The organism is Amycolatopsis sp. NPDC000009 (assembly GCF_055563465.1).
In genome coordinates this window covers 98875-115225 of record NZ_JBVHDI010000022.1, presented here as the reverse complement: position 1 = coordinate 115225, position 16351 = coordinate 98875, and the positions used below count along the sequence as shown (strand labels likewise).

At 63.0% G+C, this 16351-nt stretch carries 12 protein-coding genes; 6 read left to right on the top strand and 6 right to left on the bottom strand.

The window, feature by feature from the left end; translation table 11 throughout:
• Window positions 1–386: 386 nt before the first annotated feature.
• Window positions 387–2783: an NACHT domain-containing protein gene (locus ACZ3HL_RS37505; protein ID WP_465536201.1), complete on the top strand. Its 2397-nt coding sequence runs from the start codon at window positions 387–389 to the stop codon at window positions 2781–2783.
• A gap of 93 nt (window positions 2784–2876) precedes the next feature.
• A complete protein-coding gene (locus ACZ3HL_RS37500) occupies window positions 2877–4514 on the top strand; it encodes a hypothetical protein (protein ID WP_465536200.1) in 1638 nt (545 codons plus the stop codon).
• A gap of 168 nt (window positions 4515–4682) precedes the next feature.
• Here the strand turns inward: ACZ3HL_RS37500 and ACZ3HL_RS37495 are convergent, their stop codons facing one another.
• The 4 genes from ACZ3HL_RS37495 to ACZ3HL_RS37480 all read right to left on the bottom strand — a co-directional run bounded on the left by ACZ3HL_RS37495 (window position 4683) and on the right by ACZ3HL_RS37480 (window position 11131).
• Complete coding sequence (locus ACZ3HL_RS37495; RefSeq protein WP_465536198.1) at window positions 4683–5357, bottom strand: integrase core domain-containing protein; 675 nt, start codon at window positions 5355–5357, stop codon at window positions 4683–4685.
• A gap of 281 nt (window positions 5358–5638) precedes the next feature.
• Window positions 5639–7552 carry a DUF7380 domain-containing protein gene (locus ACZ3HL_RS37490; RefSeq protein WP_465536197.1) on the bottom strand — a complete coding sequence of 638 codons (1914 nt, stop codon included), beginning with the start codon at window positions 7550–7552 and terminating at the stop codon, window positions 5639–5641.
• A 229-nt stretch (window positions 7553–7781) separates the two neighbouring features.
• Entirely contained in the window at window positions 7782–9857 is a 2076-nt protein-coding gene (locus tag ACZ3HL_RS37485) for an ATP-binding protein (protein ID WP_465536195.1), read from the bottom strand.
• 404 nt (window positions 9858–10261) lie between these two features.
• Window positions 10262–11131 (bottom strand): hypothetical protein, encoded by an 870-nt coding sequence (locus ACZ3HL_RS37480; protein WP_465536193.1) that lies wholly within the window; start codon window positions 11129–11131, stop codon window positions 10262–10264.
• 142 nt (window positions 11132–11273) lie between these two features.
• Between ACZ3HL_RS37480 and ACZ3HL_RS37475 the strand changes: the two genes are divergently transcribed.
• The 4 genes from ACZ3HL_RS37475 to ACZ3HL_RS37460 are packed head-to-tail and all read left to right on the top strand — an operon-like array spanning window position 11274 to window position 13866.
• Window positions 11274–11570 (top strand): acyl carrier protein, encoded by a 297-nt coding sequence (locus ACZ3HL_RS37475; protein ID WP_465536191.1) that lies wholly within the window; start codon window positions 11274–11276, stop codon window positions 11568–11570.
• A complete protein-coding gene (locus ACZ3HL_RS37470) occupies window positions 11563–11976 on the top strand; it encodes a helix-turn-helix domain-containing protein (RefSeq protein ID WP_465536189.1) in 414 nt (137 codons plus the stop codon). Before ACZ3HL_RS37475 ends, ACZ3HL_RS37470 begins: the two co-directional genes overlap by 8 nt.
• Window positions 11969–12991 (top strand): ImmA/IrrE family metallo-endopeptidase, encoded by a 1023-nt coding sequence (locus ACZ3HL_RS37465; protein ID WP_465536187.1) that lies wholly within the window; start codon window positions 11969–11971, stop codon window positions 12989–12991. Before ACZ3HL_RS37470 ends, ACZ3HL_RS37465 begins: the two co-directional genes overlap by 8 nt.
• A complete protein-coding gene (locus ACZ3HL_RS37460) occupies window positions 12991–13866 on the top strand; it encodes a hypothetical protein (RefSeq protein WP_465536185.1) in 876 nt (291 codons plus the stop codon). Before ACZ3HL_RS37465 ends, ACZ3HL_RS37460 begins: the two co-directional genes overlap by 1 nt.
• Here ACZ3HL_RS37460 and ACZ3HL_RS37455 read toward each other — a convergent pair.
• Window positions 13844–14917: a nucleotide kinase domain-containing protein gene (locus tag ACZ3HL_RS37455; protein WP_465536184.1), complete on the bottom strand. Its 1074-nt coding sequence runs from the start codon at window positions 14915–14917 to the stop codon at window positions 13844–13846. The genes ACZ3HL_RS37460 and ACZ3HL_RS37455 overlap by 23 nt on opposite strands.
• A 208-nt stretch (window positions 14918–15125) precedes the next feature.
• On the bottom strand, window positions 15126–15902 hold the full coding sequence (locus ACZ3HL_RS37450) for a hypothetical protein (RefSeq protein WP_465536183.1): 777 nt from the start codon (window positions 15900–15902) through the stop codon (window positions 15126–15128).
• Between the last annotated feature and the right edge of the window lie 449 nt (window positions 15903–16351).

Genomic DNA, 16351 nt, shown 5'->3' with positions numbered 1-16351 from the left:
CGCGTTTCAAAATCGTTCACTCCCCCTGATTACGGACAGCCACCCCACCTGTAACGCTCAGCGCGATCCACACGACCTTCTCAAGCGTCGAACCCGATTCCCAACCTGCCATCTAGTACTTTCGCTCGAGTAGACCCGTCGTGGAGGCCCCGGAAGTTCATCGACACCAGCGCCAGCCCCGTGCACTCGGGCGACGCAGGCAGCGACGAGCGCCTCGTGCCGAGGACACCCTAAGCCCCGGAGAGATGAGCTCCGGGTTTCTTGGAGCGACTCCGCGAGACCCCGCCTTCGCTGCCCACGCCGGCACGTCAGATGATCCGGGCGACAACGACCCGGCTCGCCTCGATGGCGGCATACGTCACCCCCGACAAGACAGAAAAGTGCTCATGCCCGAATGGCTAGACTCCGGCGACAAGATCGCCTCGATCGTTGGCGGGGCTAGCGGCCTGCTGTCGCTAGTTGTTTCCGTGATGCCCCGACGCGCTCAAACGGACAGGTCTCGAAGCAAGCGCCGGTTCCTCCTCCACGGCGCGGTCGCGTCCGGTGTGCTCATCATCCCGGCGCAGTTGCTGAAGGTCATCCCGGCGGTGTATTACCTCGCAGGCCTCGCCGTGGCACTTCTGGTCACTCATTTCGTACTCGCCGCTCGTGACCACGTACCGTTCGATCCACTCATCGTAAAACTGCTGAAAGCGCAAAAGCTGCACGCGGAAGGCATCAAATACCGATTCGGCAGCTTGCACGCGCCGACGATCGGAACCGTCTACGTGGAACAGCGCGGCCGCGGCTCCGCCGACGATTCCGGCCCCGCCGAGGCCGTACCACTGACCACGTTGCTGACGGCCGCTCACAGTTCGCTGCTCGAATGTGGTCCCGGCGGCGGGAAATCGACCTTCGTCACACGCTCTGTGGCGAGCTCGACCGAGTATTGGACGACCGCGGGCCGGTTCCGCGTCCGAGCCAGAGCCCCGCATGGGCCTCACGTCGCACTTTACCTGCCTGCCACAATGCTCGTCGGCTGTTCGGTATTGGACGGCCAGCTCGCGTTCGCGCGCGAACTCGGCGTCGAACTGCCACGAGAGCTGCTCGAACGCCGGCCGTGGCGTGGCGTGCGGTGGCTTCTGCTCATCGACGGGCTCGACGAGATTCAGGACACCCACGAACGGTCCCGCGTGCTGCACACGCTGCATGACTTCCTGGACGAGGGTTCTCACCGGGTGATCGTGACCACCCGGCCGCTGAGCCCCACAGAGACCAATGAGCTGGTGGGCGCGCGGCATTTTCGGCTGCGATCGTTCACGCCGCACGATCTGGAAACCTTCGCCCTTACGTGGGCCCGGGCTCGATCACAGCTCGGTCCACCCGCCGCCTTCCTGGAGAAGTTGCGGACCTCCGGTCTTGCCGCACTCGCCCGCGTACCGCTGATCGCCACTATGACCGCGCTGCTTTACGAAGACGACCCGCAGCGCGAGTTGCCGACAAACCGCACCAAATTGTACGAGGAATTCGTGGCCCTCCTCAGGTCAGGTCGGGTGCCGGAACGCCAGGTCACCGGCAGCGACCCATTCTCCCGATGGATGGGCGAGCACCTGGACGAACTTCTCCATACGCTGGCGCGGCACACGGTCTTCTCGTCGGCCCCCCACTTGTTCGAGGAAGCTTCGAAATGGCTGCGGACACGTCTCCCGCAGTTGCCGGAATCGCATTGGCGCGGGTTGCTGCGCAGCGAACTCACGGCCAGCGGCCTCCTGTTGCAGCGGGGCACGGATGTTGAGTTTCTGCACCAGAGCATCGCGGAGTACTTGGCCGCCAGGCCCGACTCGGGCACATTCGACTTCGCCAGCTGGCGCGTGCTGATGCGTGACGCTTCTACGAGAAGTTTCGCGTTGTTTCTGGTCGGGCGCCGTCCGCAGCTGGCGGGCCGGGTGTCCCGCGAGCTGGTCGACAGCGGTTCCGGCAACGCCGACTTTGTCGCCGCGGGCCGCGTGCTGGCCGACGGCGCCACGGTCGACGAGCACCTGTTCAGCGAGATCGTGACCAGGGTGTTGAGCGTATACGCGTACGACGAGGCGCTCCTTTCGGACGGTCTGGAAATCTTGGTCACGTTGGTTAACGGCCCTGGCGTGTTGGAGAAACTGCGGACCTTCTGCGCCGATGAAACCCAGGGCGAGTGGCAACGCGCGTTGCTAGCCGACGCGCTGCTTCCGTTCCCGGCGGCAGACGGGCTCGCACTGCTGAGACGCATCGTGGTCAGTCCCACGGTCAGCAACTCGTGGACTCGCACTTGGGTTCTGCAACGCCTGGTGGCTGAAGGCGACCTCTTCGGTGAGCATCTGGCGGGGGCCGAGATAGAATTGGAGGGGCAAGCATCCTTGACGGACATCGGTCAAGTCGGGATAGAGGTCGCTCGCAAATTGCTCTCCGACCCGCGTCTGCCTGCCGAGGATCGGATCACAGTGGCGATCAGGCTCCTCGATGCGGGCGATCCCAGCGGCTTTGTGCTCGTCAACGACCGCGCACGGTCGGCCGGCACGAACTCGGCCGCGCGCTTCGAGGCGGCAAGCGCCCTGCATCGCAACAACTGCGAAGGAGCCACCGACGCACTACATACGTTGGGATGCGATCCCAACGTATTTCCGGATACCAGGCTTGCCGCGATCCGCCTGGTGTCCGAGAGTTCGCCCGACCTTGCGCGCACAGCGTTACACTCTCTATTGCGGGACACCGAAATAGAGAGAAGACAACTACCTCCCTGCAGCCGTCCACATATGGTCTTCCTGTAAGTGGCCCTGGACAGGTCCGCCGGTCTAAGATCTGCACACAGATTGGCGCTCCGGCCACAGGAGACTGACTCGGACAGACTGGACTTCGCCAGGATGTTGAACGCTTTCAAGTCACCTCTGGCCTATGACGCGTTGAGATCGATAGCACACGACAAACGCGTCGCAGCGATGTATCGCGAGCACGCAGCCAAGATCTTGTTCGAGTCCGGCCAGGCTGATGGAGCAGACCTCTACGTCGAGATCGGACTCGATCGGGACCTGCCCGCCGGATTTCGCGAGAGAGTCGTCACCGGCCTACGCGAGCACGGCGACCCTCGTTCCCTTGACGTGCTGCGCGCGATGGCATCGACTCGGGGCGGAGACGATCAGATGCGCGTCGCCGCGTGCTCGGCACTGATCGAGATGGGAGCGGCGGCAGGGGCGAAGGAGCTGCTCGATATCGCGTTCGACTCCGAGATCGGGATATTTACTCGTGAATTGGCTCTGGACAGCCTCTCCCGGGCAGTGGGTGCTCTGCCAGAAGGCGTAGCCAGCAAGCTGATCGACCTGTTGCACCAAGATGTAGAGCTGTTTCGCGCCGATTCCGATCCGACACGGACAGGTGTAGATGTACAGCACCGCATACGATCGACTTTCCAGGTGACCACGATCGGTCTCAGTTGCCGTATGAAGGTGGCGGTGGCGCTGGCCGGTGCGGGGCATGAACGGGCAAGCTCGTTCGTCACCGAGTTTGTCACGGCCGACGCGCTTGAGCTGACCGTCACAAGAGCGGCCGTGCGTCATCTGTGCGCTACTTCGAGAGCCGAGGACCTGCTCCGGCTGCTCAGCCGCCTTGAGCGGAACCCCGTGAAACAACGGCTGGTGGCCGGGATGATCGCCTGGGGGGCGGAGCACGTCGAGGCTCTCGTCGCGGCCCGGGCCCTGGTGACCGACGTCGAGGCGCCCGCGCTGCTGCGCCGATCAGTCGCTGGAGCGCTCACGTGGCTGCATGACCCCTACGGCACGGAGTATCTGCGCACATTGAAGGGCGACATGTTCGCCGCACGCACTTTGTTCGACGCGAAACTCGGGGATGCTCCCGAGATCCCGCTGCCGACGGTGAAGAAGTTCGCCCAAGTTCACCAGGAGCCGGAGTTCGAGACAGCTGTGCTGAAATCGATCGCTCTGGATCCGAGTCGGCCCGCGGACCGGCGCCTGGAGGCTGCGGAAGAGATTTTGCAGCGTGGAGATCGGGAGATTTCGCACACTTTAACTGCCCTCGCGGCAGATCTGACCGTCGATTTCGCCACCAGGGTCGCTGCGACAAGCAGAATGTTGTCTTTCGATGAGGTGCGTGGTGTCGAATTGGCGAAGTCGCTGCTCGACGAGGACGGGTTGTCCTGGGAGGAACGCCACTCGCTGGCCAAGGCTCTGATCGGGAGCTCTGGATCACGCGGCGCGAATGTTCTCCTCAAAGCGACTCGGCAAGACGATGCTCTCGAGATACTTGGCGACCTCGAGGACCGCGGATCCGACCACGCCGCCATTCTGGCCTCCGTGATCAGCCGGGACGAGCGGTTCGCTCCTCAGACCCGGCTGGACGCGGTCGAGTACGCCACAAGTCACGGACGGATGGAAGCGTTCGATTCACTCGACAGTATCGCCAAAGCACTGCGTGCGACCCCAAACCGGCACGGTCTCCGAGCTCGCTCGCGATACAGGCGAAGGTCCGCCTTGGCTTCGCGCCGGTGACGAGACACGGCCGCAAGCTTTGGAGACAGGGCCGTCCACAGGGTCTTGCCCCGCGGTTTGGCCACCGACAACCACGCCATGAACAAGAACGCGACGACGTTCAACATCGCACCGTAGGCGAGCTGACCTGCCGGGGTTCAGCAACTCTGCCATGCCGCTGAGCTCGGCTTATGCTGCAGCGTCATATTCGTTGATAAGACCTCCGAAGATCTTCGTTCGGGTGATCCGTTGAGCTGGGAGCGGGATGAGATCCGGGTCGTCCAGGGGCGCTCGTAGATTCAGGCCATGGTCTTGGTGGGTCCGACCAGAGTTGTAGTGCTCGGCGTACTGCTCGAGTACGACACGCAGGTGCCGATCGCTGGCGATGAGCATCCGGTCGGTGCACTCGGCTCGGACCGTCTTCACCCCGCGCTCCGCGAAGGCATTCATCTTAGGGCTTTGCGGAGCCGATTTCTTGATCTCGATGTTCACGGAACCGAACACGGCGTCGAACGCGTCCGTGAAGATCGAGTCCCGGTCCCGGATCAGATACCGGAACGCACTGGCCCGCTCCCCCACATCAGCCAAGAAGTCCCGGGCGAGTTGAGTCGCCCGGCCCGCATTTGGATGCTCGGTGATCCCGAGGATGTGCACCCGCCTGGTCCGGTGTTCCAGGACAAAGGACACGTAGAGGCGTTTGAGGGTGACGATCTCGACCTGGAAGAAGTCAGTCGCTAGGATCGCGACGGCCTGGGCTTGGAGGAACGCGCACCGCGTCGGACCGTCGTCCCGCGTCGGCGCGGGCGGGATGCGGGGGCTGCGCAGCGTCTTCAGAATGGTGGCGGCAGCGATCAGCACCACCACAGCTGCCCCGGTAGACGATCTTCCATGGCGAGATCGGCGGCAGCACTGGCCGCGGCGACGGCACACTCTCGACCGGCAACTCCTGGTCCAGGCAACATGACGACAAACGATATCGTCGTCGGGAAGGTAACGTTACTACTCGCGACCAACTCCCCACCGAAACCGGTGTGCCCAGAGCCCGTGACGGTGCAAAGCACCGCGGCCACAGCGAGGATGATCACTGTGACTTCAGGGCTTGGAACCCACCGGTGTGTCTCCAGTGCTGTTTGCTCTAGCTCACCTCATCCGCGGCGCAGTTCGACCCTCGCTGCCGAGATCGCTGCTGCAATGCGTTGCCACCAGTTTCGACGCCGCCGCGGCCTGGCTGGTTTGGCCAGAGCCGCTTTGACGGTTGCAGTGTCCCGTTGCAGGGCAGACTGGGACGTAACCAGAGCCAGCACTGCTAGCGCCCGTAGTGAGACCGCGGCGTTAAGTGGGTCGATATCGTAGGCGAACCCGTGTGCCACTAGGTTGCGCACATTCGAGCCTTCTCCGAGTAAGAAGGTGCGCAGGAACCGTTCCCAGTCAGGATCGATGTCGTTGGCCAGCAACAGCGGCAACAGACTCCCCAGGCCGGGAAACTGTCCAGTGGCATCGCCGACTGCCGCCCGGTAGACGGGTTCGTTGATCTCCAGAAGCAGGGCTCGTGCGGCAGCCTCGACCTTTGGTACGGCCAGGTGCACGGCGGCGTCGTACTCGGCGACCCAGAAGAGCTGCAGTGCGGTGGCGAGCACCTTCATCAGCGTCGGATCACCTCCGGAACTCCGTAGGAATGTCTCGAGATCATCGCGCGGCGGAATACCAAAGCGCTCGGCGATCAAGTGAAGAGCGTTGGCCAGGAAGATCCCGCACATACCGAGGTAATGAAGTTCCGTATGGGCAAGATCGCGCGCGAAGATCTCGTCTTCACCGGACAGCGTTCGCGCCGGCATGTCCCCCTCGCGAAACATCACCGTGGTGAAGAGGTACCGAAGTACCGAAGCTTGCTGGGTTTGCCGGGTCGTTGCGAGGTTGGTCTCGTAGTGGCCGGTTGGCGAGTGGGTGAGAAGCCAGATATTTAGCGCTTCACGCCAGTCGGTCGCCTTATCGAAACCGGGGAGGTACGTGTCGAACGCCGAGGAGGGAAGGTTGACCGAGTACGCGGTGGTTTCCCATTCCAGCGCAGGCGCCGACTGCAGGCTCGCGACCGCAATCCGCTCCAGATCCTCCAATCCATGTTGCCTCGCGACCGAGGCAACCTCGTTGAACAGTTGACGGATGACCATCGGCTCGGTCGCGGCTCGCGCCCTGTCCAACATGGCCTCAACCAGCCTCCGGTCGGCAGCCTCCACCCTGGCAAGGTCCCCGGCCGCTCGCTTCCGCACGATGGCGACCAGGTCTTTGAGGACGTGTGTCTCCCCGTAAGCCGACAGTGCCCGGTCCAACACGTCATCGACACGCGAGTCAATCACGTCTGCCTTCTTGCCCCGGGGCGGCGCGATCAGCGCACACAGCATCGGGATGATTTCGTAGGGATGTTCGTCCCGGCCGAGCATGTCACTGGCCATACCCAGCATGAGCTCGGCGCTCTCTTGTTCCAGCGTCGGATTGCCCACCGAGCGGGCCAGCGTCCATGCACGAACCACGCCGTTGGCCTGCGCTTCCGCACGCTGACTTCCTCCTGCTCCGTCGAGGTAGGCGCGTGCGGCCTGTTCCGCAGCATGCCGACCGTTCGACATCAGGCGCAGTGAAAAAACGATGTCGAGCAGACGCGCACGCGCCACCGGATGCGTGACTTCACCGGCAAGTGCCAACCAGGCTTCACGCACGTCGTTCGACGCGTCGCGCAATGCCTCCGGGAGCAATGAGGGACCGTCCAGCGGCGTCAACATAACGCCAGCTTGCGGCACTTCCTCGTAGCGCAAGACACATAGGAACGCGTTGACCAAGACCAAGACAGCCGGCCGCTCCACCGGAGGATTCACCTGCTTGGCCAGCTGCTCCGCGCGCCAGCTTGCTTCATGCGGATCTTCAGCGCCACAGCAAGCCGCGTCGGCAAGCTGCGCCAACACCGGAACAAGCGCAGCGTCGTGCCGGTACGGCTTCGGCGGACCGCCGACTTCATCCAGTGAGTCCGACGTCGACGGCTCCGCATCGTCAGGTTCAGCGACGTTCACGTTCGTTCTCCAACACGGTGGCGAGGCTGACCAGTCAACCAGTCGTCGCCCCGGACTCAAACCGAGTTACACGACCCGGTGATTCGGGGGTTGAGCGGCGCACGCCGTTGACCACCATGATCAGCGAACGCGCTGAGGTGTCAAAGACGTCCTCCGCGGTAGAGGGCACCCCTGAGCATCTCAGGCTGGTTCATCAAGTCTAAGAGAGAGGTACCCGAGAAACCCGATGTCAAGGCGCGGTGGTTTGAGCATCGGCGACACAGTCTTTGATCTGCGCAGCACGGCCGGGCTGGCCGCAGCCAGCGAAGAAGGTTGCCGCTTCGTTCCAGCACTGGATGGCATCGGGCAGATTGCCGGTGTGCTGGAGCGATATGGCGAAGGTGTCCAACAGTTCGGCAACGCCGAAAAGGTCCTCGTGGTCACGTCCGACAGCGATGGCTTTCCGGCACAACGCGATCGCTTCCTGATGCTCACCCGTCTTCTGAAACGCACGGGCGATGTGGTGCAGCGAGTAAGATTCACCAGCGATGTCACCGACTTTTCGTCGCAAAAGCAGGCCGCGGTTGCCGTGCATGATGCCTTGCTGGTAGTTACCAAGGCCAGTACATGCCCGATTGAGATTGTCCTCCACCACCGCCTCCAACCGCTCGTTGTTGAGAGTACGACTCACAGACAGCGCCTGCCGGAGATAGTCCATAGCCGCCTCGAACTGCTGACGCTCAATACATAGAAGTCCGAGGCCGTTCAGCACCCACCCCTCCCGCTCAGAATCGTCCCTTCCATGTGCAAGGTTCAGTGAAAGGAGCAGGTCAGTCTCCGCGTCGCTCCATCGCCGTAGAGACATGAGCGTCTGGCCCCGCCGGCTTCGGAAGGTGACTTCGGCAGCTAGGTCCCCATCACGGAGCGCAGCAGCTACGGCCACATCGAGGAGGCCGAGTTGCTCGTCCCAGTTGCCTCGCAGGAAGAGAAATCGGGAGCATTCCGCGAGATGGAAGACATGGTGACGCAGGTCGTTGAGGTCAGCGTGGCGCTGTGCAGCCTTCAGGTTGGTCATTTCGGTCTCCAGCCACGTCAGCGCTCGTGCACGATCACCGATCGGGACGGGCGACGAGGGGGCTGCGAACTCAAACTTAAGCCGCGGGTGTTTGGGGTAAAGCAGCGTGTCACATACAGAGGCGGTGTGGGTGTACCAGGTCAGAAGGGCGTGCACAGCCCGCTCACGCTCGTCAGGATCTTCGAAGCGATCGGCCTGTCCGGCGGCGTAGGCCCGTAGCAGATCGTGAAACTGAAATCGGTCTCCAGCTACTGGCTCGAGCAGATGTGCCGAGGTCAGGTTTTCCAGCAGCCACCGCGCCTCGGTCAGGTCGAGTTCAGCCGCGACGGCGGCCGCATGCACACTGAAATCGGGTCCGGGGTTCAGCCCGAGACGCCGGAACATACGAGCCTCTCCCATGCCCAGCCGCCGGTACGACCAATCAATTACCCGTCGTACAGCCGTCCGGTCATCGCCACCTCGACTCAGAGCGTCCAGCCGCCGATGTTCATCGGCCAGTTCGGCGATGACATCGGCCACGCCGGTGTAGGGACTGGCGGCGATTCGACTGGAGGCGATCCGTAGCGCCAGGGGTAGTCGGGCGCAGAGTCGGATCAGCTCACTGACCGCGGCCGGCTCGGCGGCCACACGCGAAGGCCCGATGATGCTGGTCACCAGGTCGAGCGCTTCGGAGTCGGTGAGCAGGTCAAGGACGAAGCGGACGGCACCTTCGGCGATCACCAGGCCGGTCAGGCTGTCGCGGCTGGTGACCACCACCACACACCCCGGCGATCCTGGCAACAGCGAGCGGACCTGCTCGGCGTCGTTGGCGTTGTCGAGCACTATCAGTACCTGCCGTCCAGCCAGTAACGATCGATACAGACCAGCTCGGGCCTCCAGGCCTGAAGGCATCTGTTCTGCCCTCGTCCCGAGTGCGCGGAGAAACCCGTCCAGCGCTTCGCCGGGGTTCATCGGCTCGCCGGGGCCGTAACCTCGCAGGTTGACGTGCAAGGTGCCGCCGGGAAACCGGTGTTGCACTCGTCGTGCCCAGTGCAGGGCCAGTGTCGTCTTGCCGATTCCAGCGGTTCCTTCGACCGCCGAGATCACTACCGCCCCACCGGTATCGTGCTCGTCGGCGGCGGCAAGAAGCGAGTCCAGGGCGGCGAGATGCTCGGTCCGGCCAGCGAAATCTCGAATCGCCAACGGCAGCTGCCGTGGAGGCGACTCCGGCGGCCGCCCGAAACCGCCCCGCGCGGACTCGATCAGCGACACGTGCTGATCGGCCCCTGGCCCCGCAGGAAGCCCACGTCTGTCACCTCTGACCTCACGACCCAGCGTTTCGTCAGCCACACGTCAAGTCTGGCGTGACCATGACCACGCTGTGCCATAGTGAAACGAGACCACCCTCTTGGAGCACGACTCATCAACCTCGAGTGGGTCACGGCCATGCAGACAACGACTGCCGTGCTACCTCGTGTGCGACGAGAGGAACTGAGCGGCTCCGTGAGGATGCGTCAGTGAATTGTCCGTAGCTGCGCGAGGTTGAGCCCGATGCCCGCATCGACCTCAACCCACAGACGGTCGTGTGACGTCAGTCTTCCTGTTGAGGTTCGCAATCAGGTCCCGGTTGGCGACGCGGGCTGCGTCGAGTTCTTCTGCCCACCGGCCACCGCTGTTCAACCCTCAAACTGCATGGTCCGCGCGGTCAGATCAGCGCGGACTAGCCCGTTTCCGTTGTGAGCTTCGAGCTGGTTCCAGATGTCGAATCCAACGAGGATTGCCCGTTCCCAGTCTGCAGACGTTCGCATGCCGACCTCAAGCTGGGCGGTCGAAGTGGCGATCGATGCAAGGATGTCACCGTCGATGTGGCGAGCGCCGCGGAGGTAGTCGCGAGTGGCGGCGTAGGCGAAGAGTGTAGCGGCGAGACCTTCTTCGATGGCGATGGCGCGGCCGCCGTCTTCATTCTCGTCGATCGCTGGGTCACTGCGGCGCTTGCAGCCCAGGAGGGCTCGGGTCACTGGCGACCAGCCGAGCATGCAGGCATAGCTGAGGTGGAACACGTCGTGCAGTCGGTAGCTGTCGGTGTTTCGCGACGCGTCGGTGAGGGGGTCACCGACTTGCCTGCCATTGCACCGGACCGTCGTCGTGAGGGCACCTCCGGGCTTACGATTGGTCTGGAACTCGTAGCTGATCGACACTGGCAGCTGTTCAGCGGCGGGGAAGTCCGCATCGAAGACAAGCCAGTCCGCGGTGGGGATCCAGCGGTCGGCGGTCTTCGTCAGGTTGGCGACCGCGACGTCGGCCATGTCCAAACCGAGGTTGTCGGCGAAGGCGGTGAGGTGCCACAGGACATCGCCAATCTCCTCGCGCACACGGAGCTTGCCCCAGCCCTGGTGCACGCCGTCCCGGCGTGCGCGCTGATATTGGCGGGACAGGTCGCCAATCTGAGCAACGATGCTCAGCAGATGACTTGCCGCGGCCGGGACGTCCTCCGACAGGGGCTGGCGGGTGGTCATGGCTTTTCGCTGATATTCACGCAGGTGCATGGAGCGTCTCCTGAGTCGTCGACAACGGGGAAGATTGTCGGCGATCACGACATCCGTGTCCTTGATCCCGACCCTGCCTATGTCGTACCATAGGACACGGCGGTCGGCAAACAGGACAGAGGTGGCTGTGGAAGACAGGTCAGTGACCCGTGACGAGGTCGAGACGTTCATCGTCAGCCTCCTGGCCGAGGAGGTCGGCCGGGATCCGGACGAGCTTCTGGCAGAACTCGTCGAAGTGTCGCCGGACATGCCCTGCGACTCAGTGATCCTCGTAGAGCTGATGACCCGGGTGTCGGCTCGCTTCGGAGTCCGGTTCGAAGCAACGTTCGACACCGCACGGGACATGCGTTCAGTGCGGGGTTTCGCGGAGCGCGTCTGCGACGAACTTGCCGCCGCATCCGTCAGCGATCTATCAGGAGGAGTCCCCGCCGATGAGTGAAACATCAAACAAGTCCAGTACTGAGTCCGAGGAACAGGGCGGCGTAGCCACGGACCCGGAGCAGACCCGCCTCGGCGCCCGCCTCCGTCAAAGCAGAGAGTACCTCGGACTGAGCCAAAAGTTCGTGGCCGACCGCACCGGGATCCCTCGTTCGGCCATTTCCGACATCGAACGCGGCTTACGAAAGGTCGACAGCCTGGAGCTGAAGAAGTTCGCCCTGGTCTACACACGGCCGATCGGTTATTTCCTCGATGAGGACGACGATGCCGATCCGAGCAATCACACCGTGCAGGTGGTCGCTCGGCGGCTCGGCGGCATGAGCCACGATGATCTGGCCAAGGTTGTCGACTATGTCGAGCTGGTGGAAGTCAGAGCCCGACTGCAGAGTCAGACCACCCATGAGTAAGTGGGGAGCGGCGCATCGGATCGCGCAAATCGCCGCACAGAACGCGCGTGGCGATGCGAAACTCAGTCACGACCAGCGCGCCGACATCATCTCCGTGATCGACGCCGCCGGCGTCGATGTATTTGGGCAACATAGTTCGAAATTGTTTGGCGCCACGATCCCTGCCTCGGGTGAACGGCCGCTCACGATCTGGCTCAATGCCAACTCCACTGTTCCAGGGCAAAGACACACGGCTGCGCACGAGTGGGGTCATCGTGTACTTCAACATCCGGCCACATGCGAGCTCAAGATCGCTTCATTCCCCGATAGCTCGGCATCCGACGGAGGCACCGCCGCGGATCCGGATTGGCATGCCGCTCGTTCCCTCCCTGAAGTAACCGCGGAGGCGTTCGCCGCGTGGCTACTCATGCCACGTGGCGCTCTGCGCTCAGCGTTGCGTGCCATCGGAGCGGCCTCTCCTTTGACGCCTGCCGCGTGTTATGCCGTGTCGCTCCTGCTCGGAACGTCTTACGCGGGTACTGCTCGGCACCTGAAGACAGCACACCTCATCGATCAGCAGATGTCAGCGGCATTAATGCGCGTTCCACCGGGTCGCATCAAGAAGAACCTCGATGTGGCAGGTGCGCCACCTCGCGAGCCTCGCACCGACGTCTGGCAACTCGCCGAGTTAGCTCCTTTCGGGGAGCTCGTCTTCAGCGAAGGCGACAGAATCATCGTAGATGCGACAGACGGCGCCGAACTTCTCGGAAGCCAGCTGGTCGAACTCGAACTCGCAAAGCTTGTTTGGGAATCACCGGAACACAGGGTGCTGGTCGCGACTGCAGCAGACGATCGCCTGCACTCGGAGCGACTTCGCTATCACAATAGCGAGGTCCTTGTCCGCGTAGACCGTGTTCTCCGAGGCCTTTCGGACCCCTCAAGCATCCCCGATCTCTCCAGAATGTCCGAGGAAGAGATCGTTGCTCTTCACCATGCCCAAGAACGGATTTTCCGCGAGGTTAAGGGAGATAGCTGATGTCCGAGGCAGTCCAGCACGCAACGAATCAGGTCATCCGCGAAGCAACCACGGGAGCCGCGTGGCTGAAGGTGGTCGATCTCGCTGCAGCGAGCCATCCTGACCGGCTGCTACATCTGAGACTAACCATCACCGGACCCGGCGCGGAGGACCCCAATGTCCGCGTCCTCGTCGACCGCATGCTCACCGCGCTGGGCAAGTCTCCTGTTCAGACAGTGGTCAACACCCTGTTCCCTGCAGCCTTCGCCCGGCTATGCAAGGACGCGAACGAGCTCTCGTCCCGGTATACGGGCATGTATAAGCGGATCCAGCGTGAAGCGGGCGCCAACAGCCGCGGCACCTACTTTGGCCGGTTGGTCCACTATCCAGCACGGGACAAGCCAGTCAATCAGCTGACCCGGCTCATCGAGCAGCTCCGCCGTGACCAGAGTGCGAGAACTTCCCGGCCCGCGGCGATCTACGAGACCACCACAACCACATCCGCCGCCGTTCCCGCACAAGACCGCCGACCGCTCGATGACGAAGTTCGTACCAGTGCCTCAAGTCCTGATGGCACCCCGGCGTCGACTGACGAAATGCAGGTGTACGCCCCGACACCGGATACCATCCCGATGGGATTTCCTTGCCTTTCACACCTGTCCTGGCAACGGGTCGACGGGCACCTTCACCTGTTAGCTCAATACCGACACCAGTACCTCATCGAACGTGCTTACGGCAACTACCTGGCGCTCGGACTCCTCCAGCGCTACGTCGCTGATGCCGCCGGGCTGAAGGTCGGAGAACTCTCCGTCGACGCCGGGCTGGCCACACTTGAGGTCACCCCGACCGCACTTCGAGCTCACCTGGCCCGCCTCAACCAGACGTCGCTGTGGTGAGTGACGTCAACCGGCGCACCTGATCGCTCACAGCGTCGTTAATACCCCACTTGGGCGGGAACCACGGCTCCGGAAGGGGATCCGCCGCACGGCGATAGACCTGTTTGATACGCGTTCGCCCAGAGATCCCCGCGATATCCGGGTGGGCAACACGGGAGTACTTGTCGACCTCGCAAAAAAGGTTCTGGCAGTCGATGAAGTGAAGCGGGCGGCCCCCGAGGGCACCGAACGTCAGGCCGAGCCGCTCGAAGTGTTCCTCCTGCGTATCGGTCATGTACGCGATGACCTCGGCTTCGATGCCAGATGCCGCGCGGCCGAAACACTTGCGTATCCCGTCCTTCGCGCCAGGGCCTGCTACGACGAACTGGTTCTCGTCGAAGTCCACCGCACTCGTGTAGTTCAAGTCGATCGCGAACTGGAATCCCAGGAAGTCGCCGATGCCAGAGTACTGACGGAGCAGCCCAAATACATCTGCCAGTCCAGCAGCACTCTGCACCTTCCGAGGCAACTGGTCGCGCATCATCGCCTCGAGCAGTGCTAGGTGGTCATGGTGTTTTCGAGGGCCGCCGAGCCTCGGAGGAGGTATGACATAGGCAGGCGAGTAGAGCCGTCGACCAGCGGCCCATGCGGCGTCAAGCACGGCACGGGCGACCTCGGGCTTCCAGCTGCGCCACGTGATCGGTCCAAGCTCGTCGTTCAATAAGTGCCAGGTGTCGATCTTATTGAACAGCTTGAAGAGCAGAACCCGGAACACCACGTCCCGCGGGTCCTGGCTGCCGGTATACGCGACATCCTGGATGCAGAACTGGCTCACTCGATCGGCTGCACGGTAGCAGTTGGTGAACCGGTGCGTGCGCAGGATGTCATCGTGAGGAGCAAGATCGTCACGGTCTGCCAACCTGGCAAAGAACAGCTTCTGCCGCGCTGCTGCAAATCGCCAGTACGTGTCGAAGACTGGGCTCAGCGTGAGCTGTCTGCCGGCTACCTTAACCTGCAGACCTTCACGCTCAGCGGGCGGAGATCCAGGGGCGCTAGATTGCCGAGTGAGCATGATTCTAACTTAGCGGTCTCAGTACCGAGGGGCCGCCTGCGCCACGTCGGACCGCAATGACCATTTTGGACGAATTTGCGGGGTGCACGGCACCGACATGCAATTGCCCTTGCCGCAGGGACGAATGAGGGCCGGCCGAGCACGTATGTCTCAGCGGATGCCCCTTGCGCGACCCCTACTCACAACCCATCGTTCGGCACGACGCTGACTACCTGGTCCCGCCTTCAGCAGCGTCTCTGTGATCTCCAGTGACAATGTGCTCGGTGTCCCACCGCGCACGGACGATACGCATCAGCAGACGCGAGCGCTCGGCCCCAAGACCGAAATGTCGCATCAGGCCTTCCGCCGAGATCGGGCGTTGGTGCTCTTCGCGATGACGGCGGTCCACCTCGATGGCTCTCCCGACGAGGTCGTCGTCGAGCTTCGACAAGCTCGACCGCTTCGTAGGTGGCGGGGATGTACCGATCTCCTGAGGCCGCGCGTCCGTGCGAGCTTCAGGCACCGTCGGGGCAAGGCGGTTTGGCGACGTCGTCAGAGCTGCAGGTTCCTCTGCAGGCGGCGCTGCGGTGGCGAGCTCACGAAGTAGCGCTGGGCCGACGTCGGCCCAGCCGATCAACAAGAGTGGGCCGACTGCGTCGAACAGGGCCCGGCCGATCTCTCCAGCGATGAGCGGTTCAGCCACGTTCAAGGCCAGCGTGACGAAACTCGAGGCCAGCAGTAGCCGCCGCGCCGGCCGGACTATCTCGGCAGAGGCTCCACGCAGCGACAACTGCCGGATCGCGATCAGAAGCGCCAGCACCGACAAGTCCACGGCCGGCGCGACCAGCGGAGCGACCCAACCAGGTACGCCGAGCCGGAGACCGAAGGCCAGGACGTTGCCGAACCCGAACAGGAACGTCAGTCCCACGATCACCCCGACAATGGCGGTGACAAGCTGCAGGACAGCGTCACGCTCAACTGGAAAACCAATAGCTTTGGCAGACACGAAGTAACTCCTCGTAACCAGCATTCCAAGATCAACTGGCGATATTCAGGCGACCGGAACGCGCCGTAACGCGTTCGAAGCCGCCCCAACGAGGAGGAACGAGAGACCGGAGACCTGCGAGAACAGGGGAAACGCCTGGCCAGGAGTTGGTTTGATCTTCCCTGACACGGAAGAGGTCACTGGTTCAATCCCAGTATCGCGCACCATCTGTTTTCGCAGGTCAGAAGCCCTGCTCTCCTCGGAGGGGCGGGGCTTCAGTCGTTCAAGGGCGATGAAAAGGCGATGGCCTTCGGGGCCGTCTCCAACTGCCCGTCACGGAACGTGGCGTACAGGCGCGGGAACCACTCCCCCAACTTCGTCCGCTCACTCGGGGTGAGGGCGACCAGCGACCCGTGGACACTGTCGAAAGGCTCGGCAAGGCCGGGATCCTGCAGGCCTCTTGTGCACGC

Bases quoted from the DNA above. Each gene is read 5' to 3' on its own strand.
- ACZ3HL_RS37505 (WP_465536201.1), top strand. From the start codon at position 387: ATGCCCGAATGGCTAGACTCCGGCGACAAGATCGCCTCGATCGTTGGC.
- ACZ3HL_RS37500 (WP_465536200.1), top strand. From the start codon at position 2,877: ATGTTGAACGCTTTCAAGTCACCTCTGGCCTATGACGCGTTGAGATCG.
- ACZ3HL_RS37480 (WP_465536193.1), bottom strand. From the start codon at position 11,131: ATGCACCTGCGTGAATATCAGCGAAAAGCCATGACCACCCGCCAGCCC.
- ACZ3HL_RS37470 (WP_465536189.1), top strand. From the start codon at position 11,563: ATGAGTGAAACATCAAACAAGTCCAGTACTGAGTCCGAGGAACAGGGC.
- ACZ3HL_RS37465 (WP_465536187.1), top strand. From the start codon at position 11,969: ATGAGTAAGTGGGGAGCGGCGCATCGGATCGCGCAAATCGCCGCACAG.
- ACZ3HL_RS37460 (WP_465536185.1), top strand. From the start codon at position 12,991: ATGTCCGAGGCAGTCCAGCACGCAACGAATCAGGTCATCCGCGAAGCA.
- ACZ3HL_RS37455 (WP_465536184.1), bottom strand. From the start codon at position 14,917: ATGCTCACTCGGCAATCTAGCGCCCCTGGATCTCCGCCCGCTGAGCGT.